The sequence below is a fragment of the Corallococcus sp. CA053C genome (assembly GCF_003611675.1).
GTDB lineage: Bacteria > Myxococcota > Myxococcia > Myxococcales > Myxococcaceae > Corallococcus.
On the sequence record NZ_RAWA01000080.1, the window covers coordinates 8,456 to 28,889 of the forward strand.

The following is a 20,434-nucleotide window of genomic DNA, read 5'->3' on the forward strand; positions in this document are numbered from 1 at the left end:
GGCTCTTGCTGAAACATCTGTCGCAGGGTGACACACACTCGTTGTCCCGTGCTGTCCAGCTATCCTGTGAACATGAGTTCAGCGGATTCGAAGGGGAGCGGCTCGGCGACGGGGGGCACGCCGGAGCAGAAGCGTGCGCGGCTGGCGGAGCTGCTGCGCAACAAGGCGCGTCCCGTCCAGCAGGCCCCCGTGTCCTTCAGCCAGGAGCGCATGTGGTTCCAGGATCGCCTGAGCCCGGGCAGCGCCTCCTTCAACATCCCCGTCCGCGTGCGCTTCTCCGGCGCGCTCGACGCGGGCGTGCTCCGCGCCAGCCTCCAGGAGCTGGTGCAGCGCCATGCGCCGCTGCGCACCACGTTCATTGAACAGGACGGGCGGCCCCTCCAGCGCATCGCGCCGAGCCTGGACGTGGCGCTGCCCGTGGTGGACCTCCAGTCGCTGCCCGGCGGGGAGCGCGAGGCCGAGGCCCAACGGCGGATCCTCGACGAGGCGCGCCAGCCCTTCGACCTGGAGAAGGGGCCGCTCTTGCGCACCGTCCTGTACCGCCTGGACGCGCTCGAACACATCCTGCTGCTCAAGCTGCACCACATCATCACGGACGGCTGGTCCATGGGGGTGCTGGTGCACGAGCTGAGCGCGCTGTACCCGGCGCTCGCGGAGGGCAAGCCCTCACAGCTGCCGCCGCTGCCCATGCAGTACGCGGACTATGCCGTCTGGCAACGCGAGGCCCTGAAGGGCGAGGTGCTGGACGCGCACCTGGGCTGGTGGCGGGAGCGGTTGGATCCGGACGCGGTGCTGGAGCTGCCCACGGACAGGCCCCGCCCCGCCGTCCCCTCCGGGCGCGGTGCGCGCCTCACCGAGGTGCTGCCCGCGCCGCTCATCGAGTCACTCAAGGCGCTCGCCCGCGCGGAGGGCGCCACGCTCTTCGGCGTGCTGCTGGCCGGCTTCCAGGTGCTGCTCTCCCGCTACACCGGGCAGCAGGACGTGGTGGTGGGCACCTCCATCGCGGGCCGTGGCCGCGCCGAGCTGGAGGGGCTCATCGGCCTCTTCACCAACTACCTCGCCTTCCGCACGGACCTGTCCGGGCAGCCCTCGTTCCGCGAGCTGCTGGGGCGCGTGCGGGAGACGACGCTGGAGGCCTACGCCCACCAGGAGGTGCCCTTCGAGAAGCTGGTGGATGCGCTCAAGCCCGAGCGCCAGCTGAGCGTCAATCCCCTCTTCCAGGTGGCGCTGACGCTGCAGAACGCACCCCTGCCGCCGCTGCGATTGCCGGGGCTCGTCCTGGATGCGCAGCCGGTGGACAACCGCACCAGCAAGACGGACCTGTCGCTGCTCGCCACGGAGCTGCCCCAGGGGCTGCGCGTCACCGCTGAATACAACACGGACCTCTTCGAGCCCGGCTCCATCCAGCGACTGCTCGCGCACCTGCGCACGCTGCTGGAGGGCGCGGCCTCGGCTCCGGATCAACGCATCTCCGAGCTGCCGCTGATGGACGCGGCCGAGCAGCGACAGGTCCGCGGTGAGTGGACCGGAGGCACCGCGCCCTTCCCCGAAGCCACCTGCCTGCACGCGCTCTTCGAAGCCCAGGCGCGGCGGACGCCCGAGGCTCTGGCCATCCAGTTCCAGGGGACGTCGCTCACGTACGCGCAGCTGGACACCCGCGCCAACCAGCTCGCGCACGCGCTGCGCCGCCGGGGCGTGGGGCCTGAAGTACGCGTGGCCCTGAGCGTGGAGCGGTCGCTGGACGTGGCCGTGGGCCTGCTCGGCATCCTCAAGGCGGGCGGCGCCTGGGTGCCCGTGGATCCGCTGCTGCCGCGCGAGCGGTTGGCCTTCATGCTGGAGGACAGCGGCGCCACCGTGCTGGTGACGCAGGCCCCGCTGCGGGACCGTTTTCCAGAGGCGCACCAGGCCCGGGCCCTGTGCCTGGACTCGGAGCGGGACGCGCTCGCGAGCGAGAGCGCGGAGGCCGTGGTCTGCGGCGTGGGCCCGCGAAACCTCGCCTACGTGCTCTACACCTCCGGCAGCACCGGCACGCCGAAGGGGACCGCCATCGAGCACCGGGGTGTCACCAACCTCGTCACGCATGAAGCCGTGGCGTACGGCATCGGGCCCGGCAGCCGCGTGCTCCAGTTCGCCAGCCTCTCCTTCGACCTGTCCGTGGAGGAGATCTTCACCACGCTGTGCAGCGGGGCCACGCTGGTGCTGGCGCCGCTGGAAGACCTGATGCCGGGCGAGCCGCTGCGCAAGCTGGTGCGCGACGAGGCCCTCACCGTCATCAGCGTCACGCCCGCGACGCTCGCGGCCACGCCCGAGGAGGGACTCCCCGCGCTGCGCACCGTCATCTCCGGCGGTGAAGCGCTGCCCGCGGAGGTGGTGGCGCGGTGGGCCCCGGGCCGCAGGCTGATCAACACCTACGGCCCCACGGAGGCCACCGTCATGGCCACGCTCATCGAGTGCGTGGCGGATGGACAGGTGCCCTCCATCGGCCGGCCGCTGGCCAACGTGCGCGCGTATGTGCTGGACGCGCGCGGCGAGCCCGTGCCCGTGGGCGTCAAGGGCGAGCTGCACCTGGGCGGCGTGGGCGTGGCGCGCGGCTACGCGGGCAGGCCCGCGCTGACGGCCGAGCGCTTCATGCCGGATGCCCTCTCCGGCGAGGCAGGAGCGCGGCTGTACCGCACGGGCGACGTGGTGCGCTGGCGCGAGGACGGCACGCTGGAGTTCATCGGTCGGGCGGACGCGCAGGTGAAGGTGCGCGGCTTCCGCATCGAATTGGGCGAGGTGGAGGCCGCGCTCGCGAAGCTGCCCTCGGTGCGCGAAGCGGTGGTGGTGGCGCGCGAGGACGGCCCCGGCGGCAAGCGGCTGGTGGGCTACGCCGTGCCGCGCGAAGGCCTGGCCGTCGATGGCACCGAGCTGCGGGCGGCCCTCAAGGACGTCCTGCCCGAGTACATGGTGCCCGCGGCCGTGGTGGTGCTGTCCGCGCTGCCGCTCACGACCAACGGCAAGGTGGACCGCAAGGCGCTCCCCGCGCCGGACCTGGCGGCGGGTGGCACGCGGGACCATGTCGCGCCGCGCACGCCCACCGAGGAGCGCCTGGCCGCGCTGTGGCAGGAGCTGCTCGGCGTCACGCGCGTCGGAGCCCACGACAGCTTCTTCGAGCTGGGAGGCCATTCGCTGCTGGCCACGCAGGCCCTCAGTCGGATCCGTCAGGCCTTCGCGGTGGAGCTGCCCCTCCGGCGCCTGTTCGAGTCGCCCGCGCTGGACGCCGTGGCCCGCCTCATCGACGAGGCCCTCGCGGGAAGGTCGCAACCCGCGCCCGTCGCGCGCAAGCAGCACGAGGTCCGCGCGCGGCCCGTGCCCACGATTCCGCTGGAAGACGCGGCGAAAGCACTGGAGGCCCGCGCCCCCGCATCGTCACGCGGCGACGCCGGGGCGCCCTTCACGGCCGAAGCGCGCCAGCGGGTGCTGGTGGAGTGGAACGCCACCGCCGCGGAGTTCCCGCGTGGCTCCACGATGGCGGAGGTCTTCGCGCAGGTGGTGGCCCGGTTCCCCGACAAGGTCGCCGTCGAGTTCGGGGACTCGCGCCTCACCTACCGGCAGCTGGATGCACGCGCCAATCAACTCGCGTGGCAGCTGCGCGCGCTGGGCGTGGACACCGACTCGCGCGTGGCCATCGCGCTCGAGCGCTCCCTGGAGCTCATCGTCTCGCTCGTCGCCATCCTCAAGGCCGGTGGTGCCTACGTGCCGCTGGATCCGGCCTACCCGCGTGAGCGTCTGGCCGCCATGGTGGAGGATGCCAGCCCCCGCGTCCTCGTCACTTCGCGCGCGCTGCTTCCGAAGCTGCCGCAGCAGGGACTGCGCGCCGTGGTGCTGGAGGAGCTGTCGCTGGACGCCGAGCCCACGCACGCGCCTCCCCTGGCGGCCCTGCCCGACAGCCTCGCGTATATCGACTTCACGTCTGGCTCCACGGGCAGACCCAAGGGCGTGGGGACGCCGCACGCCGCCGTGCTGCGCACCCTCTTCGGCGTGGACTTCGCCCACTTCGGTCCTGAAGAGACGCTGCTCTTGATGGCGCCGCTCGCCTTCGATGCCTCCACCCTGGAGGTCTGGGGCGCGCTGCTGCACGGCTCGAAGCTGGCCGTCTTCCCGCCGCATCCCCCGTCGGATCCGCACGAACTGGAGCAGGTGCTGGTGCGCCACGGCGTGACGATGCTGTGGCTGACCGCGGGACTCTTCGCCCAGGTGGTGGACACCCATCTGCCCGCGCTGCGCTCGCTGCGCCAGGTGCTCACCGGTGGCGACGTCATCTCCGCCCCGCACGTGCGCCGCGTGCTGGAGCAACTGGGGCTCCCCGTGACGGCCGGCTATGGCCCCACGGAGACCACCGTCTTCGCCACCAGCCACCGCCTCACCTCCGCCGCGCAGGTGGAGTCCGCTGTCCCCCTGGGTCGCCCGCTGGGGAACACCCAGGTCTATGTGCTGGATGACTCCGGACAGCCCGTGCCCCCGGGCGTCACGGGCGAGCTCTACGTTGGCGGTGAAGGCCTGGCGCGCGGCTACGTGGGCCAGCCCGCGCTCACCGCCGAGCGCTTCCTCCCCCATCCCTTCGCTTCCACTCCGGGAGCCCGCCTCTACCGCACGGGTGACCTCGCCCGCTGGCGCGAGGACGGTGTGCTGGAGTTCCTCGGCCGCACCGACGCGCAGGTGAAGGTGCGCGGCTTCCGCATCGAACTGGCGGAAGTCGAAGCCGCGCTGCTCGCCCACCCCGAGGTCCGCGAGGCCGTCGTCGTGGCCCGCGAGGACGTCCCCGGCGACAAGCGCCTCGTCGCCTACGTCGTGGCCGCGGAGTCCCTGGACATGGCCGCGCTGCGCGCCTTCCTCAAGCAGCGGCTGCCCGACTACATGGTGCCGTCCGCCCTGGGACGACTGGCCGCCCTGCCCCTCACCGCCAACGGCAAGGTGGACCGCAAGGCGCTCCCCGCGCCTTCTACGTTCCAGACGCGCGTCCCCACGCGCCCGCCGCGCACGGACACGGAGCGACTGCTCGCCACGCTCTGGGAAGAGGTCCTCCAGACCGGCACGGTCGGCGCCGAGGACCACTTCTTCGAGCTGGGCGGCCACTCGCTGAGCGCCACGCAGATCCTCTCGCGCATCCGGCGCGCGTTCCAGGCGGAGCTGTCCATCGCGGACTTCTTCGCGGCTCCCACGGTGGAGGCCGTCGCACGCCGATTGGAGACCCAGGCCCCGCTGCGGCCCGCGCTGGCGGTGCCTCCCCTCCGGCCGGTGCCGCGTGACGGCGCACTGCCCCTGTCCTTCGCGCAGCAGCGGCTGTGGTTCCTCGCGAAGATGGAGCCCGACAGCACCGCGTACAACCTCCCCTTCGTCGTGCGCCTGGAAGGAGCGCTCGACGTGCCGGCGTTCACGCGCGCCCTGCGCGACCTGCTGCAACGCCACGAGTCCCTGCGCACCACGTTCCGCGAACAGGAAGCCGGCCCCGTGCAGCTCATCGCCCCGGCCCCCGCGCTGCCCGCGGGCTGGATGGACCTGAGCGCCCTGCCGGATGCAGCCCTCACGCTGCGCGCCCTCATCGACGAGGAGGCGCGGCAGGTCTTCCACCTGGAGTCCGGTCCGCTCTGGCGCGTCCTCCTGGTGCGCATGGAGGCGCGGCACCACGTGCTGCTGCTGACCCTGCACCACGTCATCTCCGACGCCTGGTCCATGGGCGTGTTCCTCCAGGAGCTGACCACGCTGTACACGGCCCATGCGGAGCACCGGGCCCCGGAGCTGAAGCCGCTGCCCGTGCAGTACGCGGACTTCTCCGTGTGGCAGCACGGCTGGCTGCGCGACGAGGCGCTGGAGGCGCAGCTGGGCTGGTGGCGCCAGCAACTCCAGGGCGCACCGAAGGCGCTGGAGCTGCCCACGGATCGTCCCCGCCCTCCGGCGCAGACCTTCCGCGGCGCGGTGTGGCCCTTCCAGTTCCCTCGCGGCCTGTCGGACGCGATGCATGCGGTCTGCCGGCGTGAAGGCGTCACGCCGTCCATGGTGGTGCTCGCCGCCTTCCAGGTGCTGCTGTCCCGCTACAGCGGCCAGGAGGACGTGGCCGTCGGCTCGCCCATCGCGGGCCGCCACCACGCGGAGCTCGAAGGGCTCATCGGCTTCTTCGTCAACACGCTGGTGCTGCGCACGAAGCTGGACGGGGACCCCACGTTCCGGGAGCTGCTGGCCCGCGTGCGTGACATGGCGCTGGGCGCCTATGCCCATCAGGACCTGCCCTTCGAGAAGCTGGTGGAGGCGCTGCGGCCCGAGCGCGACCCTCGCCGCCCGCCCCTCTTCCAGGTGATGCTCGCGTACCAGAACGCGCCCATGCCGGAGACGATGGGCACGGGGCTGCGCCTCCAGCCGCTGGAGCCTCGCGGCGGCACGGCGAAGTTCGACCTCACCCTGGCCCTCAACGACACGGCGGACGGGCTGAAGGGCCTGCTCGAGTACAACACCGATCTCTTCAACGCCTCGACCGCGGGCCACATGGTGGGCCACCTGCGCACGCTGCTGGAGGGCGCCCTCCAGGAGCCGGAGCGCCGCCTCTCCACGCTGCCCATGCTCACGCCCGGGGAACGCGAGCTGCTGTTCCAGTTCCACGAAGGGAGCACGCCCGCCACGGCAGAGGATGCCTGTCCGCCCGTGCTCCTCCAGACGCAGGCCCGCCTCCATCCGGAAGCAGTGGCCGCGGAACACGAGGGCCGCACGTTGACCTGGGCGGAGGCGCACCGGCGGGCCCTGGAGTGGCGCGCGCGCGGAGCCGTGGCCCTCCCCCCACCGCCGCCGCTGGTCCCCGTGGCGCGGGACGGCGCACTGCCCCTGTCCTTCGCGCAGCAGCGGCTGTGGCTCATTGATCAGCTGGAGCCCGGCAGCGCCGCGTACAACCTCTTCATGGCCCTGCGGGTCGAGGGCCCGCTGGACGTGGCCGCGCTGGAGCAGGCCTTCGCCGCGCTCATCGCGCGCCACGAATCGCTGCGCACCGTCTTCGTCTCGCAGGAGGGCGAGCCCGTCCAGGTCATCCTCCCCGCGGTGCCCCGCGCCCTGGAGCAGGTGGACCTGAGCGCGCTCACTCCGGAAGCCGTTCACACCGCGCTGGAGCAGGGGCTGCGCGAAGAGGCCGTGCGCCCCTTCGACCTGGCCCGGGGACCGCTGCTGCGCGTCTCGCTGCGGCGCCTGGGCCCCGAAGCCCACGTGCTGTCGTTGAACCTGCACCACATCGTCTCCGACGGGTGGTCCATGGGCGTGCTCGTGCGGGAGCTGACCGCGCTGTACGCGGCGCATGCGTCGGGCCAGCCACCCCGGCTGGCGCCCCTCTCTGTCCAGTACGTCGACTTCGCGGCGTGGCAGCGCGCGTGGCTGAAGGACGAGGTCCTGGAGCACATGATGGCGTACTGGCGTCAGCAGCTCGCCGGAGCGCCGCCGCTGCTGGAGCTGCCCACCGACAAGCCACGCCCGAGCGTCCAGTCCTACCGGGGCGCCCAGGTGCCCGTCCGGCTGTCGGCGGCGCTGACCGATTCACTCCAGGCGCTGAGCCAGCGCGAGGGCGGCACGCTGTTCATGGGCCTCGTGTCCGCCTTCCAGGTGCTGCTCTCCCGCTACGCCGGGCAGGAGGACATCACCATCGGTTCGCCCATCGCGGGCCGCACGCGCGAGGAGACGGAGGGGCTCATCGGCTTCTTCGTCAACACGCTGGTGCTGCGCACGCACGTCGATCCGAAGGCCACCTTCCGCGAGCTGCTGGGAAAGGTGCGCGCCACCACACTCGCGGCCTATGAGCACCAGGACGCGCCCTTCGAGAAGCTGGTGGAGGCGTTGCAGCCGCGCCGCAGCCTGAGCCACTCGCCCCTGTTCCAGGTCCTGCTCGCCCTGCAGAACGTGCCGCTGCAACCCGTGACGCTGGCCAGTGGGCCGGGACGCGCCACGCCCCTCCGGCTGCTGCCGTTGGAGCAGGACTTCCAGACGACGCAGTTCGACCTCACGTTGGATCTGGCGCGCACGGCGCAGGGCCTGCACGGAACGCTGAGCTACCGCACGGACCTGTTCGAGCCCGCCACCCTCGTCCGGATGGTGGAGCACCTGCGCATGCTGCTGGAGGCCGCGGTCGCCCGTCCGGACATGCGCGTGGGCGAGCTGCCCCTGCTGACGGAGGGCGAGCGGAAGCAGCTGCTGGTGACGTGGAACCAGACGCAGGCGGAGTACCCGCGCGACGCGACGATTCCCCTGCTCTTCGAGGCGCAGGCACGGAAGACGCCGGAAGCCCTCGCGGTGGTGAGCGGCAAGCAAAGGCTGACGTACCGGGAGGTGGAGGCGAAGGCGAACCAACTGGCGCACCGGCTGCGCAAGCTGGGCGTGAGGCCCGAGGTCCGCGTGGGCCTGTGCGTGGAGCGCACGGCGGACGTGGTGGTGGGAACGCTGGGCATCCTCAAGGCCGGTGGCGCGTACGTGCCGCTGGACCCCAGCTACCCGAAGGAGCGGCTGGGCTGGCTGCTGGAAGACGCTCAGGGCCCGGCGCTGGTCGCGCACTCGCACCTGTTGGAGTCCTTGCCGGCATTCACCGCGCAGGCGGTGTGTCTGGACCACGACGAGGCCCTGGCCGACGAATCAACCCTGGCGCTCCCGGCGGAAGTGCAGCCGGAGAACGTGGCCTATCTCATCTACACGTCGGGCAGCACGGGCAGGCCCAAGGGCGTGGCGGTGACGCACCGGAACGCGGTGGCGCTCCTGACGTGGGCACAGGAGACGTTCGACGAGGAAGAGACGAAGGCCGTGCTGGCGGCGACGTCCCTCAACTTCGACCTGTCGGTGTTCGAGCTGTTCGCGCCACTGGTGCGGGGCGGCAGCGTGGTGGTGGTGCGCGACGCGCTGCACCTGGCCGAAGAAAAGCCGAACGCCGAGGTGACGCTGATCAACACGGTGCCGTCGGCGATGTCGCAGCTGGTGCGGCTGGGCGCGGTGCCTCCGTCCGTGCGCGTGGTGAACCTCGCGGGCGAAGCCCTGCCCGAGGCGCTGGCGAAGCAGGTGTACGGCGTGCCGACGGTGCGCAAGCTCTACAACCTCTACGGCCCCTCCGAAGACACGACGTACTCAACGTGGTCGCTGGTGGGACGCGAGGAGGTGCCGAACATCGGCCGGCCTCTCAGCAATACCCGCGCGTACGTGCTCGACGCATTCCTGCAACCGGTACCGGTGGGCGTGGCGGGAGAGCTGTACCTCGCGGGCGAAGGACAGGCGCGCGGCTACCTGCTGCGTCCGGACCTCACGGCGGAGAAGTTCCTGCCGGAAGTGCACGGCCCCGCGGGCAGCCGCATGTATCGCACGGGAGACCGCGTACGGTACCGGGCGGACGGCGTGCTGGAGTACCTGGGCCGCATGGACTTCCAGGTGAAGGTGCGCGGCTTCCGCATCGAGACAGGCGAAGTCGAAGCCGCCCTGCGTGAACAGGAAGCCGTGAAGGACGCCGTGGTGGTCGCGAAGGGAGCGGGCGTGGAGAGGCGCCTCGTCGCGTACGTCGCGGCGAAGGCGGGTGCCACGCTGGAAGCGGAGGCGCTGAAGGCCGGCGTGCGCCAACGGCTGCCGGAGTACATGGTGCCCGCGACGGTGGTGGTCCTGAAGGCACTGCCGCTCAACGTCAACGGCAAGGTGGACCGCAAGGCCCTCCCGGAGCCGGAGGCGCGGCAGTCCAGCAACACCTACGAAGCGCCGCGCACGAAGCTGGAGGCGAAGCTCGCGGCCCTCTGGGCCGACGTGCTGCGCGTGGCCCGGGTGGGCGTGAAGGATGACTTCTTCGCGCTGGGTGGGCACTCGCTCCTGGCGACGCAGGTGGTATCGCGCGTGCGCACGGAGCTGGGCATGGAGCTGCCGCTGCGCACGCTCTTCGAGGCGCCCACCATCGCCGAGCTCGCCACACGCATCGAAGGCGCCGGGCGCTCCCACGACGACGTGCGGATGCCTCCGCTGGTGCCCGTCCCCCGCGATGGGCCGCTGCCGCTGTCCTTCGCCCAGCAGCGCCTGTGGTTCCTCGACAGGCTCCATCCAGGGAGCCCCTTCTACAACATCCCCGCCGCAGTACGGCTCGACGGCCCGTTGAACCCCGAGGCCCTGGCCCGGGGTCTCCAGGGGCTCGTCCAGCGCCACGAAGCGCTGCGCACCACGTTCCACACGCGCGAGGACGGCGACCCCGTGCAGCGGATCCACCCGTATGCGGACGTGCCCCTCGCGCGGGTGGACCTGGGCCACGTGCCGGAGACGCAGAAGGACGCGGAGGCCCGGCGGCTCGCGCACGAGGAGGCGCTGAAGCCCTTCGACCTGGCCGTCGCCCCGCTGATCCGCACCACCCTGCTGCGCCTGTCCGAGCAGCGCCACGTGCTGCTCGTCACGGTGCACCACATCGTCTCCGACGGCTGGTCCAGTCGCGTCCTCGTCGAGGAGATGGCCGCCCTCTATCTGTCGTTCTCGCGGGGGCTGCCGTCCCCCCTGCCGCCGCTGCCAATCCAATACGCGGACTACGCGGCCTGGCAGCGTGACTGGCTCCAGGGAGAAGTGCTGGAGGAGCAGGTGGGGTGGTGGAAGCGACAGCTCGTGGGTGTGCCCCACGCGCTGGAGCTGCCCACGGACAAGCCACGTCCCTCCGTGGAGACCTTCCACGGCGCCCAGGTGCACCTGGCCCTCTCGCCCGCGGCCTCCCAGGGCCTCAAGGCGCTGAGCCACCAGGAAGGGGCCACGCCCTTCATGGCCCTGCTCGCCGCCTGGCAGGTGCTGCTGTCGCGCTACTCGGGGCAGCAGGACTTCGCCGTCGGCTCGCCCATCGCGGGCCGCCACCTGGGGGAGCTGGAGGGCATCGTCGGCTTCTTCGTCAACACGCTGGTGCTGCGCGCCCGGGTGGACCGAAGCGCGTCGTTCCTCCAGCTGCTGCGCGAGGTGAAGGAGATGGCGCTGGGGGCGTACACGCACCAGGACCTGCCCTTCGAGCGGCTCGTCGAAGAGCTGCGGCCCGTGCGAGACCCCAGCCGGGGCCCGCTGATCCAGGTGGCCTTCTCCCTGCGGAACGTCTCCCCTCGCCCACCCCGGAAGCAGGAGCTGACGTTGCGCCCGCTGGACGTGGAGGAGGCCACCGTCAAGTTCGAGCTGGAGCTGGGCCTGGCGGAGTCCCCCGAGGGCTACACGGGAGCGCTGAGCTACAACACCGACCTGTTCGAGCCGGACACGGTCGCGCGCATGGCGGAGCACTTCCGCACGCTGGTGGAAGGACTCGTGGCCCGCCCCGAGGCGCCCCTGGGCTCCCTGCCCATGCTGACGCAGGCCGAGCGTCAGCGGCTGTTGGTGGATTGGAACGCCACCGCCACCGAGTACCCGCGTGGCACCACGATGGCGGAGGTCTTCGCGCGGGTGGTGGACCGCTTCCCCGACAAGGTCGCCGTCGAGCTCGGCGATTCGCGCCTCACCTACCGACAGCTGGATGCACGCGCCAATCAGCTCGCGTGGCACCTGCGAGCGTTGGGCGTGGACACCGACGCGCGCGTGGGAGTCACGCTCGAGCGTTCCCTGGAGCTCTTCGTCACGCTCATCGCCATCCTCAAGGCGGGCGGGGCGTACGTGCCCATGGATCCGGCCTACCCGCGCGAGCGCCTTGCCGCCATGGTGGAAGACGCCACGCCTCGCGTCGTCGTGACCTCGCGCGCGCTGCTGCCGAAGCTGCCCTCACAGGGGCTGCCTGCCGTGGTGCTGGAGGAGCTGTCGCTGGAGTCCTGGCCCACGCACGCGCCTCCACGGGCCGCCCTGCCCGACAGCCTCGCGTACATCGTCTTCACGTCCGGCTCCACGGGCCGGCCCAAGGGCGTGGGGTCGTCGCATGCCGCCGTGCTGCGCACCGTCTTCGCAACGGACTTCGACCTCGGGCCCGAGGAGACGCTGCTGCACATGGCGCCGCTCGCCTTCGACGCGTCCACGTTTGAAATCTGGGGCGCCCTGCTGCACGGCGCGAAGCTGGCCATCTTCCCGCCGCGTCCCCCGTCGGATCCGCACGAGCTGGAGCAGGTGCTGGTGCGCCACGGCGTGACGACGCTGTGGATCACCGCCGGCCTCTTCACGCAGGTGGTGGACACCCATCCGCACGCGTTGCGCTCCGTGCGCCAGCTGCTGACCGGGGGTGACGTCATCCCCGCGCCCCACGTGCGCCGCGTGCTGGAGGAGCTGCGCATCCCCGTGACGGCGGGCTATGGCCCCACGGAGGGCACCGTCTTCGCCACCAGCCACCGCTTCACGTCCGCCGCGCAGGTGGGCACCTCCGTCCCCCTGGGCCACCCGGTGGGGAACACGCAGGTGTATGTGTTGGATGCCTCCGGACAACCCGTGCCCTCGGGCGTCACGGGCGAGCTCTACATCGGCGGAGACGGGCTGGCGCGCGGCTATGTCGGTCAGCCCGCGCGCACCGCGGAGCGCTTCCTGCCCGACCCCTTCGCGTCGGAGCCCGGGGCCCGCGTCTACCGCACCGGGGACCTCGGGCGGTGGCGGCACGACGGCGTGCTGGAGTTCCTCGGCCGCGCCGACCACCAGGTGAAGGTGCGGGGCTTCCGCATCGAGCTGGGCGAGATCGAAGCAGCGTTGCAGACCCACCCCGAGGTCCGCGAGGCCATCGTCCTGGCCCGCGAGGACGTGCCCGGCGACAAGCGCCTCGTGGGCTACGTCGTGGCCCCCGAGCCCTTCGATGCCACGGCCCTCCGCGCGCACCTGAGGACCCGGCTGCCGGAGTTCATGGTGCCCTCCGCCCTCGTGCGCATGGACGCCCTGCCCCTCACCTCCAACTCCAAGGTCGACCGCAGGGCGCTGCCCGCTCCCGAGTCGGTGACGGCCTCCTCGGCCAACGCCTACGTCGCGCCCCGCACGCCGCTGGAAGAGCAGCTGGCGCAGGCCTTCGCGAACGTGCTGCGCGTGCCTCGCGTCAGCGTCACCGACAGCTTCTTCGACCTCGGCGGACACTCGCTGTTGGCCCTGCGGCTGATGGCCGCCATCCGCGAGCACACCAGTCGCCCGCTTCCCGTCTCCGTCCTCTTCCAGCACTCCACCGTGGAGCGGCTGGCGCAGCTGGCGTTGCAGGAGTCCGCCCAGCCCACGGCGAACCTGCTGCGGCTGGACGCGGGCACGTCGCCCCTGCGGCCCCTCTTCCTCGTCCATGGCGGTGGCGGCAGCGTGCTGGGCTACACCGAGCTGGTCCGCCAGCTTGGAAGCCAGAGGCCCGTCTACGGCCTGTTCGCCTCGGGCCTGGATGGGGGCGCGCTTCCCCCGGACTCCGTCGAAGCGCTGGCCCGCGACTACCTCGCCCAGGTCCGCACCGTGCAGCCCCAGGGGCCGTACCTGCTCGCGGGCTGGTCCCTGGGAGGACTGGTCGCCTTGGAGCTGGCGCGTCAGCTCCAGGCCGTCGGTGAACAGGTGGAGTTGCTGGCGCTGATGGACTCCACCGTGCCCACGCCCGAGCCCCGTCCAGCGCCCGACACGCTCAGCCTGCTGGGCCTCTTCGCCCGGACGCTGGGACTGCCATGGCAGGGATTGCCCCTGGACCTGGAGCAGCTGCGGCGCCTGGAGGGACGGGAGCTGCTAGCCACCGTGTTGGAGGCGGCCCGGAGCGCGCCGGCGAGCAACGTGGCGCTGGACCTGGACACCGCCGAGCGCCTCTACACGCTGTATCAGCGGCTCTACGAAGCCCAGCGCGGCTACGTGCCCCACGGTGGCTACGCGGGGCCTGCCCTCCTCCTCCGGGCCGCCGCCAGCACGGGGCAGCAGCCGGACTGGAGCACGTGGCTCACGGGCCCGCTCACCGTGTACGAGGTGCCGGGAGACCACTACTCGATGCTGGTCGAGCCTCACGCTTCCGCGGTGGCGGAGCGGCTCCGCCACCACCTGCGCGAGCTGGGGTGAGAGGCTTCTGGAGGAGGGAGGCGGGCCTGAGCGCCCGCCTCCTCACGCGTCCGAGCCAGCCTCGAGGCCCAACGCCTCGCTCGCGAAGCGGGCCATCCGTTCAACGAGCCGCTGGGTGTCGTCCAGGATGCTGCGACCGGACAGGTTGGCCACGGACTCCAGCCGCTCGCCGCAGCGCAGGTCCATGCAAAGGTTCACGCCCACCCGGCGCTTCGAGTCGACATCCGTGGTGAGCAGTCCAATCTCCGCCTCGGAGGTGCGGCACCAATCACACACCTGCGGCACCAGGGACTTGTCCCCCTGGTGATCCCGGCGGAAGGCGATGCCCGTGGGCTGCTTGCCTCCGGGAGCGACCCTACCGGAACTCATAAGGATGGGGGGCGGTCAGACATCTCCCCAATCGCTATCCGCGGCTCGTTTCGCGGCTCCGGCCGGATCGCGCGCATCGGCTTCGGCTTGTCTGGCCGCCTGTCGCGCCGCCCGGCGGGTGAAGTACGGTTCGGGATCCTGGTAGGAGGCGAAGATTCGCGCCTCCAGCTCGTCGATGGTGGTCACCGCCGACGCGCCCTCCGTTGGCACGTATTCCAGACCGTGCTCGTTCACCAGGCCGTCGCAGTACATGACGCCGTCGAGCGCGTCCGCCAGCACCTCCGCGACCAGGGTACTCACCTCCCACGCCGCAGGATCGATCACGATCACGACCGCGGGGACGAAGCCCACCAGGCGCTCGACCGCGGCGAAGAACTCCTCGTTGTTCTCGGGCAGGATCTCGCACGCATCCAGCGAGCCTTCGTCGAACCACAACTCGTCCTCGTCGTCCTCGGCGTCCTCCTCATAAGCTTGTTCGAGCTTGTAGACCCACGGTGCCTCGTGAGGAGGGAGCGCGTCGTCCGGCAATCACGTATTCGAAGCCCATGGGCCGGAGAGTCGATCGAATCGGCGTCCCCAACAATGGAGAACCGTCAACCCGAAGAAAGCCATTGCCACCCGTCGAGCACGTCGGGCAGGAGGAACCGGCACCCTCCCACGAAGGAAGAGCCCGACCATGCCTCCCAGGCCCACCGCACCACCCCAGCTCCAGACGGCCCCCGCGCCGCTCCGCGAGTTCGTCGACAACCTGCTCACGCTCGACGTGGAGGAGCCCTGGGCCGAGCTCGACGGGGTGAAACAGGCCGGCCCCGCGCCGTGGCGGCCGCCCCATCCCTACACACTCGTGAAGGGGCCCGTGGAGCTCGACGGCAACATGCTCGTCGAGTCCGCCGGGCATGACCAGGGCGTCCTCGTCGTGTTCGGCGACGTCACCTGCCAGAACCTCTTCGTGGGCGTCGGCTTCTCCTTTGTGTGCACCGGGACGCTGCGCGTGCGCGAGGCCCTGGTCGCGCGCTCCGCGGACAGCGTGACGTACGCGGCCGGCGTGGTGGAGGCCCAGCTCGTCGACTCCGGCTCCGGCGCGTGGCTCACCCTCTTTGGCGACGCGTCCCAGCTGCACGCGAAACATCTCACGCACTACGTGATGAACGGCCGCAAGGTCATCAAGTCGCAGAAACCTCCGGACCTGCGCACGCTCGTCGTCCCGGAGGTGCTCGACACGGAGGAGTGGGATTCGCTCTCCGCGGAGGAACAGACGGACGAGGAGCCCGAGGTCCTCATCCAGCTCGACGCGCGCGCGGTCCGCAAGCGCCTGGCGAGCGGTGCCAGCCTCTTCCTGGCGCCCTAAGAATGTCAGACACGCTTGCCAGTCCACCTACACCCTGACACCGGCCAGCCGGGCTGCACCACCACCAGCCCGCTCACCAACAACTCGACCACCTACGGCGTGAGCGCGCCTCCCGGGACCTTCTCCTGCGACTACACGCTCGAAATCCCGGCGGGGGCCACGAGCGTCAAGTTCAGCACCTCCGGCGCAGACGGCAGTACCGCGCACCTCTACGCGAAGCGCGGCAGCTCCCCCACCCTGGCGTCCTATGACTGCATCGGCGCGATGGGCGGGGTCGTCAACAACAACCAGTCGTGCATTGTCAACTCACCCGCGGCGGGCACCTGGCACGTGCGCGTGTACAACGCGGGCTCGTCCCAGACGTTCAACAACGCCTCCCTTCGCGGCGCGTATGCCACCAGAGGGAACCCCGACCCCGGCACCGGCACCCTGGTGAACAACGTCCCGGTGACCGGCCTGTCGGGCGCGAAGGACTCGTACCGCTACTGGACCCTCACCGTGCCGGCCGGGAAGACTTCGCTGCTCGTGCAGACGATGTTCGGCACGGGCGACGCGGACCCGTACGTCCGCCAGGGCTCGAAGCCCGAGGATTACGTCTTCGACTGCCGCCCCCTGACGGGAGGCAACACGGAGTCGTGCCTCATCAGCTACCCCACGGCGGGCGTCTACCACGTGATGATCAAGGGCTTCACGGACTACTCCGGTGTGACGCTGAAGGCGACCTACTGAAGGCGGGCTGCGCGCCCTGAGGTGTGAAGCAGTGCCCGGCCCCGGGGGGAAGTCCTCCCTCGGGGCCGGTGTTGGGGGTGAGACTCCCCCGCTTCGGTGGGCCTCCCGCGCTTCGTGTGGTTCCCCTCGGGAGAGTAGGCAGAAGCGGCAGGCCGCCAGCGGGGCGAATACACCCTGGGGAGACTCACGGGTCCTTGGCGTCGACGATTGGGTTTTACGCAAAGGGAGTACCTATGGCTCCATTCTCGTCAATCTGGAACAGCACCGTGTCGTCAATCTGGAACAGCACCGTGTCGTCGAGCTGCTGACGGACCGTTCGGCGCCGACGGTTCTCGCGTGGCTGCGTCGCCATCCCGGCATCGCCGTCATCGCCAGAGACCGGTCGACACAATATGCACGAGCGTCAACGCTAGGCGATCCGGACGCGCAGCAAGTCGCGGGCCGCTGGGATTTTCTGCTGAATGCGCGGCAAATGATGGAACTGTGGCTGACTGGCGCCCATCCCCGGCTTCGCGCGCTGCCGGGCATGTCGAGCGGGGATGCCGCGCCAGCGCGCCGTCACACCCGCTTCTCGCGAACTCATGCCGCAGCTCGTGCCCGGGAGGAAAGTCAAGCCCAGCGGGTCGCTGCATACGATGCTGTACGGCGTCGCTACTTGGCGGGGAGCCCCTGCTGAGAATCAACTGCACGCTGCGGCTGGCGCGAGGGACGGTGCGCAAATATGCCGCTGCGGAAGCCTTCCCCGAGCGCGCGATGCGCGTGCCCGGACCCAGTATCCTCGAGCCCATGCAGGAGGATGGGGACGAGGACGCCGACTCCACCGTGCCGCTGCGTGCGCGCAGGCCCCGGGGGCCCGTGCTCGCGTCGCTGCCGGTGCGACGGGGTGGTACCGCAGAGACGCCTTCGCACTCCACGCATTCAGGAGAGCGGGGGGCGGCGGACGCCTCGCGCTCGCGTCGTTCGTCGTCGTCTCCGGACGTGGCCATGGCGCGCGGCCCCGTGGACGAGGATCCGTGGACGAGGATCCGTTTCCGCCCTCGCCGCGACGCACGTCGTCCCGCCCGAAGTATAGCATCATCTGGTACTGGGCCTCCGCCTTCTCCACCTCCTGGACGAACTCGGTGTAGCGGCTGCGCTTCCCTGCCTCAATGGCCTCGCGCTCGCGCCGGAGCCAGTTCTTGAGCCATCCCTCCGTGGTGCCAGCGAGCCCCGCGGCGATGCGCTTCGTCGCGCCCTTCCGGAGGTTAGCCACCAGCTCCGTCTGGATGGCATACGTCAGGGTGCTGGCGGGGCCTGCCCACTTCCCCTTCCGTCCCGGACGAGCCTTCCATGCCGGAGTGCCAGGAGGGTTCTTCAGGTCGTAGCCGCGCGGTGGAGACACATACGTCAGAAGGGCCGGCTACTCGGAGCAGGCGATGGGCGACCGCGAGCTACCCGGCGCGCACCTGCACGTTCACTTCTCGAACGGGAGCCGCTCGGCGCCCGTCACGGCGGAGCGCCCGCCGGTGACGCCGCGCGCTGCCCCTTCGCGCCCCAGCGGTAGGGCGAGTGCATCTGCGCAAGGGCGAGGGACAGGAAGGCGGCGCGCTACGAGATGATGGCCATGACGGACTCCAGGGACTGCGGGTAGTGCCACGGAGAAAAGGCGCCCGTTGGCCTGTCGCAAATGGCAGCGCCCTGGCAAACCAAGTCCTAATGCAACCAGTCCACCTCAAGTTCCAGATCGCACCGCTTACGCAACAAACACTGTCCATCACAGGGACGCTTCAATCGGCACCCCCAATGGCCAATACGCAACATGGTCGCCACGAGACTGAAACATCGCAGCATCCCCATCCTGAGAGACAATGAATGCCAATCCATCCGGATGTTGCTGCGCGAACGTCGCAGCAGCTCTATGTCGTGCACCACGAGCATGAAGATCCCACCTCTCTCCAGGAGTCCCGTCTGGAGCAACTGTGCGCACTTCCAGGGGGTTTTCCTCGTGCCGAATCACCAGCTTCACTCCGAAACCAAGAACCTGCAGCGAATTGCTCAGAAGAACCGCCCCATCCACAGCCGAAAGCCTAACAAGTTGCTTACGTATCGACTTAAGCAACTCTCCGGAGGGGTCGGCACTGCCAGCATCCGGACCTCGTCGTGCCTTCGGCATACGGGCAGCCCTGGCATTCAAATTATCATTGAGCGCAGATCCATATCCCATCGGCCCCCGGAGCCGATTCTCAGACTTAAGCAAACTTCCGCCATCGTCGTGAGGCCCAAGAACAGCGAGAAGGCCGCCATGTCCAAGTCGACTCATCATCGAAACAACACTGCGGATTTCCGCAAAAACAAAGCCCTCGACGTCAGCAATCTCAGCATTTTTCGGCAAATACAATCCAAAGACAGATCTAACAATCAAGGCTACCTGTTGAGATTTTCCACCACAGAGTTCCAAGAAGTCCGGTGGCCGAGGGGGAATGCTGCCTCGGGAATATCGAACAACTTCGGCTCTGCCTCTAAACATGACAATGGTTCCAGGTTGCGGAGCCATCACGCGCACCAAGCGATCATAAGTCCCTGCAGACTGATTGCTGGGTGCGGCAATTCCCACGATTTTCAGCTCCCCTGCGATGGGCATCACCGCCAAAAAAGAGCGTGGAAAATCACAGGTCGCGGCAAGCTTTGTCACGTCTCGTACGCCAAGCGTTCGCGGCGATTCAAACATATAGAGGACCCAAGGCTCATCTTCTGACTCGAAGTCATCTCGGCTTCTAGCGAAGACGACTCCAACAGGCTGAATGTGACCCTCCTCGGTGGCCATTGACGCAAATAGCATGGTCTCAACAAGGCTTCTCAAGTCCTTCTTGCTCAGCGGCGCATCTTTCTCCTTAGGAAATTCCCCAAAAATCTCCCGCAGAACAATGTCTGTGCGCTCTCTCTTCGCCTTGTCCCGTTCAAGGAATTCCTTCACCACGTCTCGGGGGTATTTCAGTAACTCGGCCATGCCGAATGCTATGTAGCTCAATGCCTTTTTGGGAAGGCTCTTCCTCGGATTCACTCGGGGACGGATAGCGCGGGCCGCCGGTGGCCAGATTCGAAGTATGCTGAAATTCCATCGTTGGGCCCAGGCAACAAAGTATAGGAGAGATGGAGGCCCTGTTGAGGGTGGTGGCAGGTGCAGAGGGGCCGAGGAGGGCCGCTGACGGGTGCCGCTCGGGCTGTGCACCGGGCCGGTGGAGACGCGGTGCAGTTCCCTTGGGGCACACGCCTGCCAGGCTGCGCCCCCATCAGGTGCGTGGTAGGAGCGTGGGCTTCTACTGCCTGGAGCTCAACTGTAAGGGCCCGCTCGCAATTTACCTGCCCATCAGAGGCGTTCCAGCCCCCGAGAAATCGGCTTTCGGGCGCTCGAAACGGGTAAGTAATTTCTGAACGGGCCCTAACGGGCCGGGGTAATGGATCGCAGTCGGGTTGGCCAAGCTGTTCGTAGCCGGGCCGGCCAAGCGGATCGCCCCAGGGTCGGCCAAGCGGATCGCGCGCCGGAGCAATGGGCGCGGCGGTCGGCTCAGGGCGGAGGCGGTCGGAAGAAACGTGGCCAGTGGGTGGGCTGAGCACCTACCTGGGCGGTCATCCCATGCATCCTCGCGCACCACCGAGCACCGCCTTCGCCGCTGCATCAGGCGGAGGGCTTGCCTCTTCCGGCTTCAGCCCTGCCCCCACTTGAGGGAGCAGAAATGGTCGCGGTTTGGCGCCTGGAGCACCGTCCGCTGCGACAGGCCAGCGACTTGCGCAGCAGCAACGCCCGACCAGCCGTCCCCCAGCGACTGCAGCGCGCGCTCGCTTCAAAACCCTCACGGACTGACGGCCCCGACGCATCAGCGCGTCCAGCGTCTCCTTCTCCGTCTGCTTCAGCTTCAGCCCGGGCTCCTGCATGGCAACCCTCCTCGTGGGGCCAACATGCAGGCGCGGCGGACTTCATCCGGGGGGAGGACTAGATGGTGTCTTTCGGCTTAGCGCACAGCCCGATGTCGCAACTCAGTGGGTCGATGCTTCTACCTCTTCTTG

6 protein-coding genes are annotated in these 20,434 nt (G+C 69.7%); 3 read left to right on the forward strand and 3 right to left on the reverse strand.

The annotated features are described in order from the left end of the window. Window positions 1-72 precede the first annotated feature (72 nt). Window positions 73-13,944 (forward strand): non-ribosomal peptide synthetase, encoded by a 13,872-nt coding sequence (locus tag D7V97_RS13700; RefSeq protein ID WP_147444808.1) that lies wholly within the window; start codon window positions 73-75, stop codon window positions 13,942-13,944. Between the two features lie 42 nt (window positions 13,945-13,986). Here the strand turns inward: D7V97_RS13700 and D7V97_RS13705 are convergent, their stop codons facing one another. Continuing rightward, on the reverse strand, window positions 13,987-14,313 hold the full coding sequence (locus D7V97_RS13705; protein ID WP_120611074.1) for an FBP domain-containing protein: 327 nt from the start codon (window positions 14,311-14,313) through the stop codon (window positions 13,987-13,989). Between the two features lie 15 nt (window positions 14,314-14,328). Then, a complete protein-coding gene (locus tag D7V97_RS13710; protein WP_120611075.1) occupies window positions 14,329-14,841 on the reverse strand; it encodes a hypothetical protein in 513 nt (170 codons plus the stop codon). A gap of 148 nt (window positions 14,842-14,989) precedes the next feature. Here D7V97_RS13710 and D7V97_RS13715 point away from each other — a divergent pair, with 148 nt between their 5' ends. Further along, on the forward strand, window positions 14,990-15,661 hold the full coding sequence (locus D7V97_RS13715; protein ID WP_120611076.1) for a hypothetical protein: 672 nt from the start codon (window positions 14,990-14,992) through the stop codon (window positions 15,659-15,661). 15 nt (window positions 15,662-15,676) lie between these two features. After that, window positions 15,677-16,390, forward strand: a complete 714-nt coding sequence (locus tag D7V97_RS13720; protein ID WP_120611077.1) for a PPC domain-containing protein — start codon at window positions 15,677-15,679, stop codon at window positions 16,388-16,390. Between the two features lie 1,753 nt (window positions 16,391-18,143). On the opposite strand, the gene D7V97_RS44115 is transcribed toward D7V97_RS13720, so the two are convergent. After that, window positions 18,144-19,376: a putative sensor domain DACNV-containing protein gene (locus D7V97_RS44115; protein WP_158623359.1), complete on the reverse strand. Its 1,233-nt coding sequence runs from the start codon at window positions 19,374-19,376 to the stop codon at window positions 18,144-18,146. Window positions 19,377-20,434: the final 1,058 nt, after the last annotated feature.

Bases quoted from the DNA above. Each gene is read 5' to 3' on its own strand.
- D7V97_RS13700 (WP_147444808.1), top strand. From the start codon at position 73: ATGAGTTCAGCGGATTCGAAGGGGAGCGGCTCGGCGACGGGGGGCACG.
- D7V97_RS13705 (WP_120611074.1), bottom strand. From the start codon at position 14,313: ATGAGTTCCGGTAGGGTCGCTCCCGGAGGCAAGCAGCCCACGGGCATC.
- D7V97_RS13715 (WP_120611076.1), top strand. From the start codon at position 14,990: ATGCCTCCCAGGCCCACCGCACCACCCCAGCTCCAGACGGCCCCCGCG.
- D7V97_RS44115 (WP_158623359.1), bottom strand. From the start codon at position 19,376: ATGGCCGAGTTACTGAAATACCCCCGAGACGTGGTGAAGGAATTCCTT.